The 13,598-nt window shown below is 66.1% G+C and carries 14 protein-coding genes, 1 tRNA gene and 1 pseudogene; 2 read left to right on the top strand and 14 right to left on the bottom strand.

The genetic code is table 11. The features are described from left to right. Nucleotides 1–7 precede the first annotated feature (7 nt). From spt to RMO25_RS10760, 5 genes and pseudogenes are all read right to left on the bottom strand, one after another. Nucleotides 8–1,209, bottom strand: a pseudogene (gene spt / locus RMO25_RS10780) (serine palmitoyltransferase). Beyond that, complete coding sequence (locus tag RMO25_RS10775; RefSeq protein WP_309662603.1) at nt 1,206–1,454, bottom strand: acyl carrier protein; 249 nt, start codon at nt 1,452–1,454, stop codon at nt 1,206–1,208. Before RMO25_RS10775 ends, spt begins: the two are co-directional and overlap by 4 nt. Nucleotides 1,455–1,528: 74 nt before the next feature. Further along, nucleotides 1,529–2,443 (bottom strand): NAD-dependent epimerase/dehydratase family protein, encoded by a 915-nt coding sequence (locus tag RMO25_RS10770; protein ID WP_309662602.1) that lies wholly within the window; start codon nt 2,441–2,443, stop codon nt 1,529–1,531. Then, a complete protein-coding gene (gene obgE / locus RMO25_RS10765) occupies nt 2,428–3,474 on the bottom strand; it encodes a GTPase ObgE (protein WP_309662601.1) in 1,047 nt (348 codons plus the stop codon). The genes RMO25_RS10770 and obgE overlap by 16 nt, the downstream gene beginning before the upstream one ends. Before the next feature lie 37 nt (nt 3,475–3,511). Then, on the bottom strand, nt 3,512–4,114 hold the full coding sequence (locus tag RMO25_RS10760) for a helix-turn-helix domain-containing protein (protein ID WP_309662600.1): 603 nt from the start codon (nt 4,112–4,114) through the stop codon (nt 3,512–3,514). 27 nt (nt 4,115–4,141) lie between these two features. Between RMO25_RS10760 and RMO25_RS10755 the strand changes: the two genes are divergently transcribed. Continuing rightward, nucleotides 4,142–5,017, top strand: a complete 876-nt coding sequence (locus RMO25_RS10755) for a metal-dependent hydrolase (RefSeq protein WP_309662599.1) — start codon at nt 4,142–4,144, stop codon at nt 5,015–5,017. Between the two features lie 21 nt (nt 5,018–5,038). Here the strand turns inward: RMO25_RS10755 and RMO25_RS10750 are convergent, their stop codons facing one another. The 4 genes from RMO25_RS10750 to hspQ all read right to left on the bottom strand — a co-directional run bounded on the left by RMO25_RS10750 (nt 5,039) and on the right by hspQ (nt 7,139). Continuing rightward, nucleotides 5,039–5,590 carry a GNAT family N-acetyltransferase gene (locus tag RMO25_RS10750; protein WP_309662598.1) on the bottom strand — a complete coding sequence of 184 codons (552 nt, stop codon included), beginning with the start codon at nt 5,588–5,590 and terminating at the stop codon, nt 5,039–5,041. Nucleotides 5,591–5,763: 173 nt separating this feature from the next. Continuing rightward, a complete protein-coding gene (gene rpmA, locus RMO25_RS10745; RefSeq protein WP_309662597.1) occupies nt 5,764–6,030 on the bottom strand; it encodes a 50S ribosomal protein L27 in 267 nt (88 codons plus the stop codon). Nucleotides 6,031–6,036: 6 nt separating this feature from the next. Continuing rightward, nucleotides 6,037–6,648, bottom strand: a complete 612-nt coding sequence (gene rplU, locus RMO25_RS10740) for a 50S ribosomal protein L21 (RefSeq protein WP_309662596.1) — start codon at nt 6,646–6,648, stop codon at nt 6,037–6,039. A gap of 119 nt (nt 6,649–6,767) precedes the next feature. Beyond that, complete coding sequence (gene hspQ, locus RMO25_RS10735) at nt 6,768–7,139, bottom strand: heat shock protein HspQ (protein ID WP_309662595.1); 372 nt, start codon at nt 7,137–7,139, stop codon at nt 6,768–6,770. A 103-nt stretch (nt 7,140–7,242) separates the two neighbouring features. Here hspQ and RMO25_RS10730 point away from each other — a divergent pair. Then, a tRNA-Ser gene (locus RMO25_RS10730) sits at nt 7,243–7,332 on the top strand. Nucleotides 7,333–7,336: 4 nt separating this feature from the next. Here RMO25_RS10730 and eda read toward each other — a convergent pair. Genes eda through RMO25_RS10705 form a run of 5 tightly spaced genes read right to left on the bottom strand, consistent with a single transcriptional unit; the run spans nt 7,337 to nt 13,592 of the window. Next, nucleotides 7,337–7,954, bottom strand: coding sequence for a bifunctional 4-hydroxy-2-oxoglutarate aldolase/2-dehydro-3-deoxy-phosphogluconate aldolase (eda, locus tag RMO25_RS10725; RefSeq protein ID WP_309662594.1), 618 nt, complete (start codon nt 7,952–7,954; stop codon nt 7,337–7,339). Beyond that, complete coding sequence (glk, locus tag RMO25_RS10720) at nt 7,951–8,919, bottom strand: glucokinase (RefSeq protein WP_309662593.1); 969 nt, start codon at nt 8,917–8,919, stop codon at nt 7,951–7,953. The genes eda and glk overlap by 4 nt, the downstream gene beginning before the upstream one ends. Next, nucleotides 8,916–10,730 (bottom strand): phosphogluconate dehydratase, encoded by a 1,815-nt coding sequence (gene edd / locus RMO25_RS10715; RefSeq protein ID WP_309662592.1) that lies wholly within the window; start codon nt 10,728–10,730, stop codon nt 8,916–8,918. The genes glk and edd overlap by 4 nt, the downstream gene beginning before the upstream one ends. Nucleotides 10,731–10,739: 9 nt before the next feature. Continuing rightward, on the bottom strand, nt 10,740–12,197 hold the full coding sequence (zwf, locus tag RMO25_RS10710) for a glucose-6-phosphate dehydrogenase (RefSeq protein WP_309662591.1): 1,458 nt from the start codon (nt 12,195–12,197) through the stop codon (nt 10,740–10,742). A gap of 18 nt (nt 12,198–12,215) precedes the next feature. Then, complete coding sequence (locus tag RMO25_RS10705) at nt 12,216–13,592, bottom strand: GH1 family beta-glucosidase (RefSeq protein WP_309662590.1); 1,377 nt, start codon at nt 13,590–13,592, stop codon at nt 12,216–12,218. Nucleotides 13,593–13,598: the final 6 nt, after the last annotated feature.

Raw genomic sequence — 13,598 nt, 5'->3', positions numbered from 1 at the left:
CTTTGCCCTAACTTATGCAGCCCGTCGCACGTCCGGCAGCAGCGAACATGCCAAGGATCTCGCCGACCTGCTCGCTGCTGTGCTCGGAGCACAGCGAACAGCGCAGGAGCGTCATGTTGGCCGGCGTCGCCGGCGGTCGCGCGAGATTGACGTAGAGACCTTCGTTCAACAGCGCTTCCCACATCGCCGCCCCGGCTGCGAGATCGGGCATCAGCACCGCGATGATCGCCGCCTGCGGCTCGTCGGTGCCAAGTTTGAACCCCAATTGCTTGAGCCCGGCATGCAGGCGCTTGGAGTTTTCCCACAGATGGGCGCGCTTGTCGGCCGTGTGCATCAGCTTGCGGATCGAGGTCGCCGCGGTCGCGACCACCGACGGCGGCAGCGAGGCGGTGAACACATACGGCCGGCACACAGCCGCAGGATTTCGAACTTGGGATGGTTCGAAACGCAAAAACCGCCGACCGTCCCGACCGACTTCGAGAAGGTGCCGATGATGAAATCGACATCGTCGATGACGCCCTGGGCTTCGGCGACGCCACGCCCGTGTTCGCCGATGAAGCCCATCGAATGCGCTTCGTCGACCAGCACCATGGCGCCATTGTCCTTGGCCACGCGGACCATCTCGGCCAGCGGCGCGACGTCGCCGAGCATCGAATAGACGCCTTCCAGCACGACCAGCTTGCCGGCGCCCTCGGGGATGCGTTTGAGCCGTTTTTCCATCGCTTCGATGTCGTTGTGGCGGAACGGCACGATCTGGGCGTTGCCGAGCGCGCAGCCGTCGTAGATCGACGCATGGCTGTCGATGTCGAGGACGATGTAATCTTCCTTGCCGGCGAGCGTTGAAATGATCCCGAGATTGGCCTGGTAGCCGGTCGAAAAGACCATCGCATGGTCCATCGCGTAAAAGTCCTTGAGCGCCTCCTCGCAAGCCCGGTGCCCCGAATAGGTGCCGTTGAGCACCCGGCTGCCGGTGGTCCCCGACCCAAATTCGTCGAGCGCCTTTTTGCCGGCCGCGATGACGTCGGGGTCGAAGGTCATGCCCATGTAATTGTACGTGCCGAGCAGGATCGTGCGCTTGCCGTTGCAGATTGCGACGGTCGGGCTTTCGACCTTCTCCATGACCAGGTTGAAGGGGTCGGTCATCCCGGCTGCGAGCAGGCTCTCGCGCTGCTGGATGATCGGGTCGAACTTCGAAAAGAGGTCGCTCACCGCTCGCCCTGGAGCTGGCCGACGGCGTCGATCAATTGTTCGACGGTTTCGATCTCGGCGGCGCGGTTCATGCTGATCAAGATGTCGAACTCGTCCTCGACGGAGGCGACGAAGTCCATCACCGTCAAACTGTCCCATTCGAGATCCTGCGCGAAGCGCGTCGCTGCGGTCACCGCGACGCCCTTCTTGTTGAACGGCTCGATCAGCGCGTCGATCTTGGTGGCGATGTCGTCTCGGTCAATCATATGGCGGTCCGTCTAGGGCTGGCCCACGGCTTTCGCAACGCAATGGGGCGCGATTGCGGCGGTCGTCGGGCGACTCATAGCCAGCCCAGTTCCGCGTACCAGGCGGCGGTGGCGGCGAGGCCTTCGCTGGTCGGAATTTGAGGTTGCCAGAGTTCAGGCGGCGTCGCCCTCGCCGGATCGGCCACCCAATCGGGGTGGGAGAAGTAAGCGGCGCGGTCGGGGGTTAATTTGGCTGTGTCGCCGCGCAGCAGCCGATCGGCGCGGGCGGCGAGCTTCAGCAGGCCGGCGGGAACTGACAGGCTGATACCGCGCCGGCCGACGGCGGTGCCTAACGCTGCGGCCAGCTCTTTGTGGCTCCAGCCGCCGTGACCATCGTCGGGTTCGAATATCTGCCCGCGTGGCGCGGCCGGCGCGGCCAGCGCGAGCAGCAGGCTGGCCAAATCATCGACATGGACCAGCGACAGGCGGCCCTTGGGGGGCAGCAACACGACGCCGAGCTTGGCCATCCTGAACAGCTCGAGCGTCTCCTTGTCGCCTGGTCCATAGACCGCCGGCGGGCGGACGATTGCCCAATCCAGCCCCGACCGTTCGACCAGCGTCTCGGACCTCGCCTTGGACGCGCCGTAGAGCGACAATTGCGGCTCGCGCGCCGCCAGCGACGAGACATGGACGAAGCGCTTCACCCCGCCAGCGGTCGCGGCGGCCAGCGTCGCCAGCGTGCCGGTAACGTTGCCGGCTTCAAATCTGGCCACATCGGGTGCGTTGATCACCCCCGCGACGTGGATGACCGCGTCGGCACCGTTGACGAGCGCTTCGAGGGCGCCACGATCGGCCAGCGAGCCGCTCACCCAATCGAGCGAGGATCGCGCTTCCTGCGGCCGCCGGGTCAACGCCTTGACCGTGTGCCCCGCTTCAATCGCCGCGTCGATCAACCGCGATCCGACGAAGCCGGTGCCGCCGGTGATCGCCAGCTTCAAAGCGGCGACCATGGCCGTTCGTCGGCCAGCGCGTCGCTGGTCTGTTGCTCAGGGACATTGCCAAGCCGCTCGACGATCGCGTCGAGCAGGGCCTCGATGCCCATGCCGGTCGGCGCGGAAATCGCGATCGCGTCGCTGCCGCTGGCCTTGTCGACCGCCTTCTTGACCTTGGCCAAGGGTTTGTCCTCGACCAAATCGGCGCGGCTCAGCGCGACGATTTCGGGCTTGTCAGCCAGGTCGGCGCCGTACGCGTCCAGCTCGCCGCGCACCACGCGCCACGCCTCGGCGGGGTTGTCGCCGGCGGCGTCGACCAGGTGCAGCAGCAGGCGGCAGCGCTCGACATGGCCGAGGAAGCGATCACCGACGCCGGCCCCTTCGGCCGCGCCTTCGATCAGCCCGGGAATGTCGGCCAAAACGAACTCGCGCCCCTTGTGGCGTACGACGCCCAGCTGCGGGCGCAGGGTCGTGAACGGATAATCGCCGACCTTGGCGGCGGCGTTGGTGGTGGCATTGAGGAAGGTCGATTTGCCGGCGTTGGGCAGGCCGACGAGGCCGACGTCGGCGAGCAGTTTCAGGCGCAGCCACACCCACATTTCCTCGCCCGGCCAGCCCGAGCCGTGCTGGCGCGGCGCCCGGTTGGTCGAGGTCTTGTAGCTGGCGTTGCCGCGACCGCCGTCGCCGCCCTTGAGGAAGCGGATGGTTTGCCCGACTTGGGTCAAATCGGCGAGCAAGGTCCGCTCCTCGTCGTCGGCCAGCACCTGCGTGCCGACCGGAACCTTGATGACGAGGTCGTCGCCGCCGCCGCCGGTGCGGTTGGAGCCCGCGCCGCCCTTGCCGCGCGGCGCGCGGAAATGCTGGGTGTAGCGAAAGTCGATCAACGTATTCAGCCCCGGCACCGCTTCGAAGATGATGTCGCCGCCCTTACCGCCTTCGCCGCCGTCGGGGCCGCCATATTCGATGTATTTTTCGCGCCGGAAGCCGACTGCTCCCGGCCCGCCCGCGCCGGAGCGAATGAAAATCTTGGCCTGGTCGAGGAAGTGCATGGGGCGCAGTTAGGCGGGCCGGCGGCGGATTGCCACCTCAGTGCCGCTGGTTGTCCGCCTTGGGGTGCATCGATTCCATATGCGAACGCAGGGCGTGCGCGGCGATCTCGCGCGATGCTTCGCGGGGCAGGCCGAGTGCCACTGCGATCGGCTCGCCGAGCAGCGAATCGCCAAGCGCGGCAAGGACCAGCGACAAGGTCGATTCGGGGACCTTATGGTCCTCGTGCGCGACGCTCAGCTGGTCGACCAGGGCACGGATCGCGCCGAGGATCGGGTTCAATGCGTCCGTGTTGCCCGACAGGATCATCCACGCCGCCAACGCACCGGCCCCTTCCTTGCCGAATGCATCGAAGGTCCGGTCGACGATCTCGCGCGAATCGGCTTCGCCGCGCCGAGCCAGCTCGACCGCTTCGCCGATGCTGGCGGTGACCTGTTCGGCGATCGCCCGGGCGAGCGCGGCCTGGAGTCCGGCGGCCGAGCCGAAATGGTGGAGCAAATTGGCGTGCGTCTTGCCGATCCTTGCCGCCACGGCCTTGAGGGTGACCGCCTGCGGTCCCTCGTCGATCAGCAAGTGGCGCGCGGCGTCGATTGCGGCCAACCGGCTCGCTCCCTGGCTGAGGCGTTCGCGGACTATTGACATCAGTGTAAGTTAATCTACTCCGGATGTATGACAACCGCTACCGCACCGACTCCGGCCGACCTCACGATCACGCCCCGCGACCGCCGCTTTGGCCGCGCCGACGGGCCGACCCGCTTGTGGCACGGCGGCGGCGTTGCCGCGACCGCAATCTACAATGCGCTGTCGGCGACCTTTCCGACCGGCGAGGCGTTCTTCGTCGACAGCGTGCGCGCCTTTCGCGACGGCGCGCTGCCCAAACTGGCGGAAGAGATCAAGGCGTTCACCACCCAGGAAGTGATCCACAGCCGCGAGCATTTGGCGTTCAATCGCCGCGCCGCCGATGCCGGCTACGATCTGTCGAAGCTCCAGAATCGCGTCGACGAGCGGCTCGCCATGACCAAATCGAAGCCGCCGATCGTCAGCCTGGCCGCGACCATGGCGCTCGAGCATTTCACCGCCATCCTCGCCCATCAATTGCTTGCCAACCCGCGTCACCTCGCCGGCGGCGAAGAGGAGACGGTGGCGCTGTGGCGATGGCATGCGTGCGAGGAGATCGAGCATAAGGGCGTTGCCTACGACACCTGGCTCCACGCGACCCGAACCTGGCCGCGCTTCAAGCGCTGGAAGGTTAAGGCGAAGGTGATGCTGTTCATCACCCGCAACTTCCTTGTCGACCGTACCGCCGGGGCGCTCGAACTGATGCGCCAGGACGGGGTCGAGGGCGCACGGGCGTGGGCCCAGCTGCTGTGGTACCTGTGGGCCAGGCCCGGCATGTTCCGCAAGATCGCCGGCGCGTGGGCGAGCTTCTTCCTGCCGGGCTTCCACCCGTGGAACCACGACGATCGTGAACTTCTGCGCCATTACGAGGCGAGCGCAGTGGCGATTGCGGCGCCCGCCCGGCAAGTTCGCCGGGCCCGCGCCTAAGCGGCGATCGACTCCCCGCGCCTAAGCGGCGATCGACTCCTCCAGTTGCTCGGCGCCTTCGTTCGCGAGTTCGAGCCGAAATAGCCTTGCCGGGGCATCCTCACCGCGCGCGTAACTCAGCCGTGGCGCGGTGATCCCGATCGGCTCGAAGCCCAGCTTCTCGAGCACCCGGCCGGACGCCGGATTGTCGAGAAAGTGCGAGGCCTGCAGCCGCGGTAGCCGTAGCGTGCGGGCGATGTCGAGCAGCGCGTGTGCCGCCTCGGTCGCAACCCCGCGGCCCCAATGCCGGCGGGCGATCCAATAGCCCAGCTCGACCCCGCCCGATGGCCGTCTCCCGAGCCCGCACGAGCCGAGCAGCTGGGGGTCCGCATCCGTGCGTTCGAAGATCAGGAACGTCGGCAGCAGCGGGTCGCGCGGCTGGGCAAGAAACGCCTCGGCATCGCGAAGGCGGTATGGCCAGGGCGCGGTGGCGAGGTTGCGGACGATCCGCTCGTCGCCGATCGCGGCGGCGAGGGCCGGCGCGTCTTCCGCCCAGCCGGGCCGGAGCAGCAGTCTTGCAGTTCTCGCGAACATCGTCCCTCTCCTTGCGCGGAAGGCCTGTAGCGGGCCTCCGTGACAGTTTCGGGAGAAGACAAAAGAAAAGGGAGGAGAGGGGGCTTCCCTCTTCTCCCTTGTGGCTTTGATCCTGGTCTGGTGGATCTCGTCCGGGCCGCCCCCTTGAGGGAACAGCCCGTGATCGACTGTTCCTATGTGTTCGCCTCCGCCGGCATAATATGGACAAATTTGCGTCCAAGCTTGCCGTCTCGGAAGGTGACCGCGCCGTCGGTCAATGCGAACAAGGTGTGATCCTTGCCGATGCCGACGTTGTCGCCGGGGTGCCAGCGCGTGCCGCGTTGGCGCACGATAATATTGCCGGCGCGGGCCGCCTGGCCGCCGAACAATTTGACGCCGAGGCGCTTGCTTTGACTGTCGCGGCCGTTGCGTGAACTGCCGCCTGCCTTTTTATGTGCCATCGTGAACTACTTCGCTTTAGTTGATTTCGGTTTCGTTAATTTCTTCGCGGCGCCCTTAGCAGGTGCAGCATTCTTTGTCGACGCCTTGGCTGCGGCCTTGGCCGCAGCTGGCTTGGCGGCGGCTTTGGCCGGAGCAGCCTTGGCCGGAGCAGCCTGCTTGGGCGCGGCGGCCTTGGCCTTGGGCGGCTCGACCTTGGGCTTGGCGGCCGAATCGCTCGCTGCCTTGGCCTCGGGAGCAGGGGCGGCCTTGGCCGGCTTTTCAGCCTTCGGGGCGGCGGCTTTCTTCTCGGCCCCCTCGACCTTGCTCGGGACATGCTTATGGTCACCAATCGCGACGATCCGCAGGATCGTATGCTGCTGGCGATGGCCTTTCTTGCGGCGGTAATTGTGGCGGCGGCGCTTCTTGAACACCGTCACCTTGTCGGCCTTGGCCTGGGCGATGATTTCGGCGCCGACAATCAGCCCCTTGACCGACTCTAGCTCGGAGCCTTCGCCGGCCAGCAGGACGTCGGTGATGTCGATCCGCTGGCCGGCTTCACCGGCCATCTTCTCGACGACGATCTTGTCTCCCAGGGCAACGCGATATTGCTTGCCGCCCGTGCGCACGACTGCGAACATTGGCTCTTCTCTTCTCTTCAGAATCTAGCTTCCACGCGCTTGTCAGCGCCAAGGCACCAAAGGTCGCGCGGAAACCGTGCCGCCTATGGCAGGGGCTTGGGCCTGTCAACCTGAAGGGGTTAGTGGCGGTGCTCGCGGCGGAGCAAATAGCGGCCTTCGTCGAAACGGTCGAACAGCGACCCGATCGCCGGGTGATCGATCGGCTCGTCGGTGTCATCGGCAACCAAATTCTGCTGGCTGACGTAGGCAACGTAGCTCGCCTCGCTGTTCTCGGCGAGCAAGTGGTAGAACGGCTGGTCCTTGGGCGGCCGCATCGCTTCGGGGATCGCCTCATACCATTCCTGGCTATTGGCGAACTCGGGATCGACGTCGAAAATGACGCCGCGGAAATCGAGCAGGCGGTGGCGCACGACTTCGCCGATCGCAAAGCGCGCCAAGGGCATCGCGAGGGGGTTGGCGGGCACGGGGCTGGACCGTTCAACTGTGGACATGGCTGCAATCTAGTGGACCTTGGCCGCTAGGCAAGGCTGATGGGCGCTGCTAGAGGCCGCGTCCGACCGAAAGCCGGCTTGCCCGGCCAGCATCCGGACCCGCGGAGAGGTGGCTGAGTGGTCGAAAGCACCGCACTCGAAATGCGGCGTGGGCGCAAGCCTACCGTGGGTTCGAATCCCACCCTCTCCGCCAGCGTCTAGCGTCCTGACCCGAGGGTCGCCGCCTGGCGCGCGCGTTGGGCGACAAGCGCCAGGTCGGATTCGCCGGTTTTGAGCAGCCAGCTGCCGCCGACACACAGCACGCTGTCCAGCGCGAGCCAGTGGGGCGCGCTATCCGCGGTAATTCCGCCAGTCGGGCAAAATCGGACGCCGCCAAACGGGCCGGACAGGGCCTGCAACGCGGGAATACCGCCCGAGCTTTCGGCCGGGAAGAATTTGAAATGGTCGAGGCCCAGGTCAAGGCCGCGCATGATATCACCGGCGGTCGCCACGCCAGGCAGGAACGGGACGTCGGCAACCCGCGCTGCGTCGGCGAGCGAAGGCGTCAGGCCGGGTGAGACGATGAAGCGTGAGCCGGCTTCCACCGCTTGCTTGAATTGGCCGGCGTCGAGCACCGTCCCGGCACCGACAATGGCGCCGGGAATCTCCGACATCGCCCGGATTGCGTCCAGCGCCAGTGGCGTGCGCAAGGTGACCTCAATGACGCGAAGTCCCGCCTTGACCAGCGTTGCGGCCAGCTCGGCCGGGTTGACCGACCCATCGAGCACCAGCACCGGGATGACCGGCGCGGTGCGCATGATCGCGTCGATGGTCATGGATATTCCCGCGCGAAAGCGGCGGCCGCCCCGAACAGCCCGGGCTGCGGATAGGTGATCAACCTGACCGGCATGTCATCCATGCGCCGTTCGAATCGGCCCTTGGCAATGAACCGGTCGCGGAACCCCGATTGCGGCAGATGGTCGGCAAGGCGCAGCCCGACGCCCCCGGCGATCACCACCGCCGATGCCCCGTGGGCCAGCGCCATGTCGCCGGCGACCGCGCCCAATGTCAGGCACAAGCGGTCGAGCGCCGCGCTCGCCAGGCTGTCGCTGCCATCGAGCGCGGCGGGCCACAGGTCCGCGTCATCGTGGAACGCCAGGTCGCGTTTCTCGATTGCGCCAAGCGCCTCGTAGAGGTTGCGCAGGCCCTGGCCGGATGCGACGCGCTCAACCGACACGCGGCGGAACTTGCGCCGCAATTGCTTGAGGATCTTGTCCTCCAGTGCCTCAAGCGGAGCGAAATCGAGGTGACCGCCCTCGGTTTCGATGACTTCATAGCTGCCGGCCTTCCTGAGCAGCGCCGCCACGCCCAGGCCGGTGCCCGGGCCGACGATTGAAATGACGCCGTCGTCGGGAAGGGCATAATCGGGGCCGCACAAGTGGCGAAAATGTTCGTCGCCAAGCGTTGCGACGGCGTGGCCGACGGCACCGAAATCGTTGACGATGATGAACCGCTCGACCCCCAGCCGCTCCTTCATCACATACGGCCGGATCATCCACGGATTGTTGGTTAGCTTCAGGACGTCGCCGTCGACCGGCCCGGCAAAGGCGATTGCCAGCTCATTGGGAAGGGCGATTCCGGCGCGGCGTCCGAACTCCTGCCAGGCCAATTGGAAACTGGCATGGTCGGCGGTCCTCAGCGTCACTGGTTCGCCCAGCGCAACGACCTGGCCGCCCCCGATCTCGGCCAGCGCGAAGCGGGCGTGGGTGCCACCGATGTCGGCGGTGACGATGGTCCTCATGGCAGTTCGGCGTCCATTGCGGCGAGCATCGCCGACGCGCCGCTTTCGGCATGATCGCAATGGCGCCGCAGCAGCGCGAACAGCTCGCGCCCGGTGCCGATCGGCGGAGCGGGGTGGGGCGCGGAGTCGCGCGCGCCAAGGTCGACGCCGACCGCGTCGAGGCGGCCGCTCCGCCCGCACAGTCGGATCATGTCGCCGTCGCGCAGCCGCGCCAGCGGGCCGTCGGGCAAGGCTTCGGGCGAGACGTGGATCGCGGCGGGGATCTTGCCGCTCGCGCCCGACATGCGCCCGTCGGTGATCAGCGCGACGCGGTGGCCGCGGTCCTGGACGACGCCGAGCGCCGGGGTCAGCTTGTGCAGTTCGGGCATGCCATTGGCGCGCGGGCCCTGGAAGCGGACGACGACGGCGACGTCGCGGTCGAGCTCACCGGCCTTGAATGCCGCGAGCACCTGGTCCTGGTCGGAAAAGCAACGCGCCGGCGCTTCGATGGTCCAGCGATCTTCGGCGACAGAGCTAGTCTTGAAGATCGCCCGGCCAAGATTGCCGGTGACCAGCTTCATCCCGCCGTCGGCGCGGAACGGGTCGCCCACCGGCCGCAGCATGTCGAGGTCGCGGCTGGTCGCGGTTTCTCGCCACACCAAGGCGTCGCCATCGAGCTCGGGCGTGGCGGTGTAGGCACTCAGATCGTCGGCGCCGGCGGTCATCGTGTCAGCGTGAACCAGGCCCTCGCTCAACAAGGTGGAAATGACGAACGCCATGCCGCCGGCGTGCTGGAAGTCGTTCACATCGCGCGCGCCGTTGGGGTAGATGCGCGCGATCAGCGGCACCGCGTCCGACAGTGCGTCGAGATCCTCCCAGTCAATCAAGATGCCCGCGGCCCGCGCGATTGCCGGCAAGTGGATCGCGTGATTGGTCGAGCCGCCGGTTGCCAGCAGCCCGACGGCGGCGTTGACGATCGCTTTTTCGTCGATGACGTGACCGAGTGGCCGCGCCTTGGCGGCGGACAGCGCCGCCAGTCGATGCACCGCGGCCCGTGTCAGCGCCTGGCGCAACGGCGTGTTGGGATTGACGAACGCCGCATTGGGCACGTGCAGCCCCATCAGCTCCATCATCATCTGGTTGGTGTTGGCGGTGCCGTAGAAGGTGCACGTGCCGGGGCCATGGTAGGAAGCGGCTTCGGCGGCGAGCAGCTCCTCGCGTGTCGCCTTGCCCTCGGCGAACAGCTGGCGGATGCGCTGCTTCTCGCGATTGGCGAGGCCCGACGGCATCGGCCCGCCGGGGATCAGCAGGGTCGGCAAATGCCCCAAGCGCAGCGCCCCGATCAGAAGTCCCGGCACGATTTTGTCGCAAATGCCGAGCAGCGCCGCGCCGTCGAACATGCCGTGGCTCAAGGCGATCGCGGTCCCCATGGCGATCACGTCGCGGCTGAACAGCGACAGGTCCATGCCCGGCTGCCCTTGGGTCACGCCGTCGCACATCGCGGGCACGCCGCCGGCGACCTGCGCCGTTGCCCCGACTTCGCGCGCGAAAATCTTGATCTGCTCGGGATAGCGCCCGTACGGCTGATGCGCCGATAGCATGTCGTTGTAAGCGGTGACGATGCCGATGTTGGGCCCGCGCAAGCCGCGAATGCTGTCCTTGTCCTCGCCGGCGGCGGCAAAGCCATGGGCGAAATTGCCGCACGATAGCCGCGGCCGGTCCATGCCGCGTTCGGCCTCGTCGGCAATGTGCTGGAGATAGCGCAAGCGCGTCGGCTTCGACCGCTCGATGATCCGGTCGGTGACTCTGGCGACGGTGGTATGCGTGGTCATGCGTGGCCCTTATTCATGCCAGCTGACGCCGTCGCGTTCGGTCAGCGCAATGGCCGCCGACGGTCCCCACGTTCCCGCCGCATAAGATTTTGGCGCGACCCCCGCGGCGGACCAGGCGGCGCGGATGCCGTCGATCCACGCCCATTGCGCTTCGACCTCGTCACGCCGCACGAACAGGGTCGGGTCGCCCTCGATCAAATCGAGCAGCAGCCGTTCATAGGCAATCCGCCGCCGTCGGTCGGCGAACGCGTTGGCCAGGCCAAGGTCGAGCGGCACTTCGCGCAACCGGATGCCGTCGCGGTCAAGGCCGGGCGTCTTGGCCATCACCAACAAGCGGATGGTCTCTTCCGGTTGCAGACCGATGATCAGCTTGTTGGGCTGCGTCCTGGCCCCGCGCGCGGCAAAGATCGAATAGGGCACGGATTTGAACTGAATGAAGATTTCGGTGTGCCGCTTGGGCATTCGCTTGCCGGTGCGGAGGTAGAATGGCACGCCCGCCCAACGCCAATTGTCGACGTGCGCCTTCACCGCGACGAAGGTTTCGGTCGTGCTGTCGCGGCCCAATTCCTCGATGTAGCCCGGGACCGTTTCGCCATCGATCGCGCCGCGGGTGAATTGGCCGGTGACGCAATGGGTGTCGATATCCTCGGCCTTGATCGGCCGCAGTGAGCGCAGGATCTTGACCTTTTCGTCGCGCACGCCGGTCGCGTCGAAATTGGTCGGCGGTTCCATCGCCACCAGTGCCAGCAACTGCAGCATGTGGTTCTGGACCATGTCGCGCAAAGCGCCGGCACCGTCATAATAATCGCCGCGGCCTTCCAGCCCGACGGTTTCGGCGACGCTGATCTGGACATGATCGATGTGCGAACTGTTCCACAGCGGCTCGAACATCAAATTGGCGAAGCGCAACGCCAGCAAATTCTGGACCGTTTCCTTGCCCAGATAATGGTCGATGCGGAACGTCCGCTCTTCGGGAAAAGCGGCGGCGACCGAATCGTTGATCTCGCGGCTGGAAATAAGGTCGGACCCGAGCGGCTTCTCGAGCGCCATCCGCACCCGCGCCGAGGTCAGCCCCGCGGCCTCCAACCCGGCGATCGTCGGGCTGAACAAGGACGGCGCCGTCGACAGGAAGATCGCCACCCCGCGATTAATATCGCCGATGGTTTGCGTCAGCTTCGCAAAGGACGCGGGCTGGGTGGCATCGAGCGCGACATAGCTCAGGCGCTTGAGGAAGCGCTCAACGACGTCGGTTTGGGCAAAACCCGCCGGCAGATAGGTCTCGAGCGCCTCGCGGGCGCGGCCGCGAAAGGCGTCGTCGTCGAGCTCGGTCCGCGCCGTTCCGATGATCCGCAAATCGTCGGGCAGCAATCCGTCCGAATCGAGCCCGTAGAGCGATGGCAGCAGCATGCGGCGGGCCAGGTCGCCCGTCGCGCCGAACAGAAGCAGGGTCGAAACCTTATCGGGCATCGTACTGGGCCTTAGCGTTCATTCCGCCACAGGGCGAATGTGTGGGGGTGGCGGGTCATCGAGCACCCCGCCGTTGCTGGCGATGACGTGCGTATAATATCGCGCGCTGTCCTTTGGGGTGCGTTCCTGACTGGCGAAATCGACGTGGACGATGCCGAACCGCTTCGAATAGCCCAACGACCATTCCAGATTGTCGAACAGCGACCAGGTCATATAGCCGCGGACGTCGACACCCGTGGCGATCGCGGCGCGAACCGCGCGCAGGTGTCGCTTGAGATAATCCACCCGCAGCGGATCTTCGACGCGTCCATCATTTGCCGTCGGCGGATCGTAAAAGGCCGAGCCGTTTTCGGTGATGTACAGCGGCACGTCGCCGTAGCGATCCTTCACCCACACCAGGATATCGGTCAGCCCCTGTTCGAAAACTTCCCACGACGTCTCGGTGTATGTGGCGTGGGGTTGGCGCACATAATCCGCGCATACGGGCGCCTTGGCGTCGTCATGCTTCATGACGCCGCGCGTGTAATAATTGACCCCCAGCCAGTCGATCGGCTGCGCTGCCAGAGCCAGTTCGTCAGCGGTCCAGTCACGCCACGCTGGCCCGAATATCTCGGCCATTTCCGACGGGCAGCCGAGGCCAAACGCGGGGTCGAGATACTGGCGGTTCATATAGGCATCGGATCGGTTTGCGGCCGCACGGTCCGCGTCTGAATCCGTGGCCGGAAATTTGGGCTCGAGGTTCACGACCAGCCCGATCTCATGGTTGCCGACTGCGCGATAGCGTTGGACCGCGGCGCCGTGCGCTAGCATCAGATTGCGCGATGCGATCGGCGTCTCGAATAGATTCCTGTGCCCGGGCGCCAGCGCTCCGTGGAGATAGCCGCCATCGGTTACCACCCATGGCTCGTTGAGGGTTGCCCAGCGTTTGACGCGCCCGTCGAGCTTGCGGAACATGGCCTCGCCATAATCGGCGAACCAGTGCGCAATCTCCGGATTGAGCCAGCCGCCGCGATCGTCGAGCGCCGCCGGCAAGTCCCAATGGTACAGCGTCGGCAGCGGCTGGATGCCCGCTGCCAGCAGCGCGTCCACCAGTCGGTCATAGAAATCGAGGCCAGCCGCGTTGATCGCCCCTGTTCCTTCGGGAAAAACGCGGCTCCAGCTGATACTGAACCGATACGCCTGCAGCCCCAGCGCCTTCATCAGCGCCACATCGTCCCGATAACGATTATAATGGTCGCAGGCGATGTCGCCGGTGTCGCCGTCCGCGGTCAGGCCGGGGGTATGGACGAAGCGGTGCCAGATGCTCGGCCCGGCGCCGTCGGCCAGCGGCGAACCTTCGATCTGATAGGCGGCCGTCGAGGCACCCCACAGGAATCCGTCGGGAAATTTGGTCATTCCTTG

Source organism: Sphingomonas sp. (genome assembly GCF_031361285.1).
In the GTDB taxonomy this organism is placed as follows: Bacteria; Pseudomonadota; Alphaproteobacteria; order Sphingomonadales; family Sphingomonadaceae; genus Sphingomicrobium.
Note: the sequence above shows the minus strand (reverse complement) of the source record. Positions and strands in the feature narration are given on the sequence as shown.

What these genes read in the sequence shown, in the direction of transcription:
- RMO25_RS10775 (WP_309662603.1), bottom strand. Translation starts at nt 1,454, where the DNA reads ATGATTGACCGAGACGACATCGCCACCAAGATCGACGCGCTGATCGAG.
- RMO25_RS10770 (WP_309662602.1), bottom strand. Translation starts at nt 2,443, where the DNA reads ATGGTCGCCGCTTTGAAGCTGGCGATCACCGGCGGCACCGGCTTCGTC.
- obgE (WP_309662601.1), bottom strand. Translation starts at nt 3,474, where the DNA reads ATGCACTTCCTCGACCAGGCCAAGATTTTCATTCGCTCCGGCGCGGGC.
- RMO25_RS10760 (WP_309662600.1), bottom strand. Translation starts at nt 4,114, where the DNA reads ATGTCAATAGTCCGCGAACGCCTCAGCCAGGGAGCGAGCCGGTTGGCC.
- RMO25_RS10755 (WP_309662599.1), top strand. Translation starts at nt 4,142, where the DNA reads ATGACAACCGCTACCGCACCGACTCCGGCCGACCTCACGATCACGCCC.
- RMO25_RS10750 (WP_309662598.1), bottom strand. Translation starts at nt 5,590, where the DNA reads ATGTTCGCGAGAACTGCAAGACTGCTGCTCCGGCCCGGCTGGGCGGAA.
- rpmA (WP_309662597.1), bottom strand. Translation starts at nt 6,030, where the DNA reads ATGGCACATAAAAAGGCAGGCGGCAGTTCACGCAACGGCCGCGACAGT.
- rplU (WP_309662596.1), bottom strand. Translation starts at nt 6,648, where the DNA reads ATGTTCGCAGTCGTGCGCACGGGCGGCAAGCAATATCGCGTTGCCCTG.
- hspQ (WP_309662595.1), bottom strand. Translation starts at nt 7,139, where the DNA reads ATGTCCACAGTTGAACGGTCCAGCCCCGTGCCCGCCAACCCCCTCGCG.
- eda (WP_309662594.1), bottom strand. Translation starts at nt 7,954, where the DNA reads ATGACCATCGACGCGATCATGCGCACCGCGCCGGTCATCCCGGTGCTG.
- glk (WP_309662593.1), bottom strand. Translation starts at nt 8,919, where the DNA reads ATGAGGACCATCGTCACCGCCGACATCGGTGGCACCCACGCCCGCTTC.
- edd (WP_309662592.1), bottom strand. Translation starts at nt 10,730, where the DNA reads ATGACCACGCATACCACCGTCGCCAGAGTCACCGACCGGATCATCGAG.
- zwf (WP_309662591.1), bottom strand. Translation starts at nt 12,197, where the DNA reads ATGCCCGATAAGGTTTCGACCCTGCTTCTGTTCGGCGCGACGGGCGAC.
- RMO25_RS10705 (WP_309662590.1), bottom strand. Translation starts at nt 13,592, where the DNA reads ATGACCAAATTTCCCGACGGATTCCTGTGGGGTGCCTCGACGGCCGCC.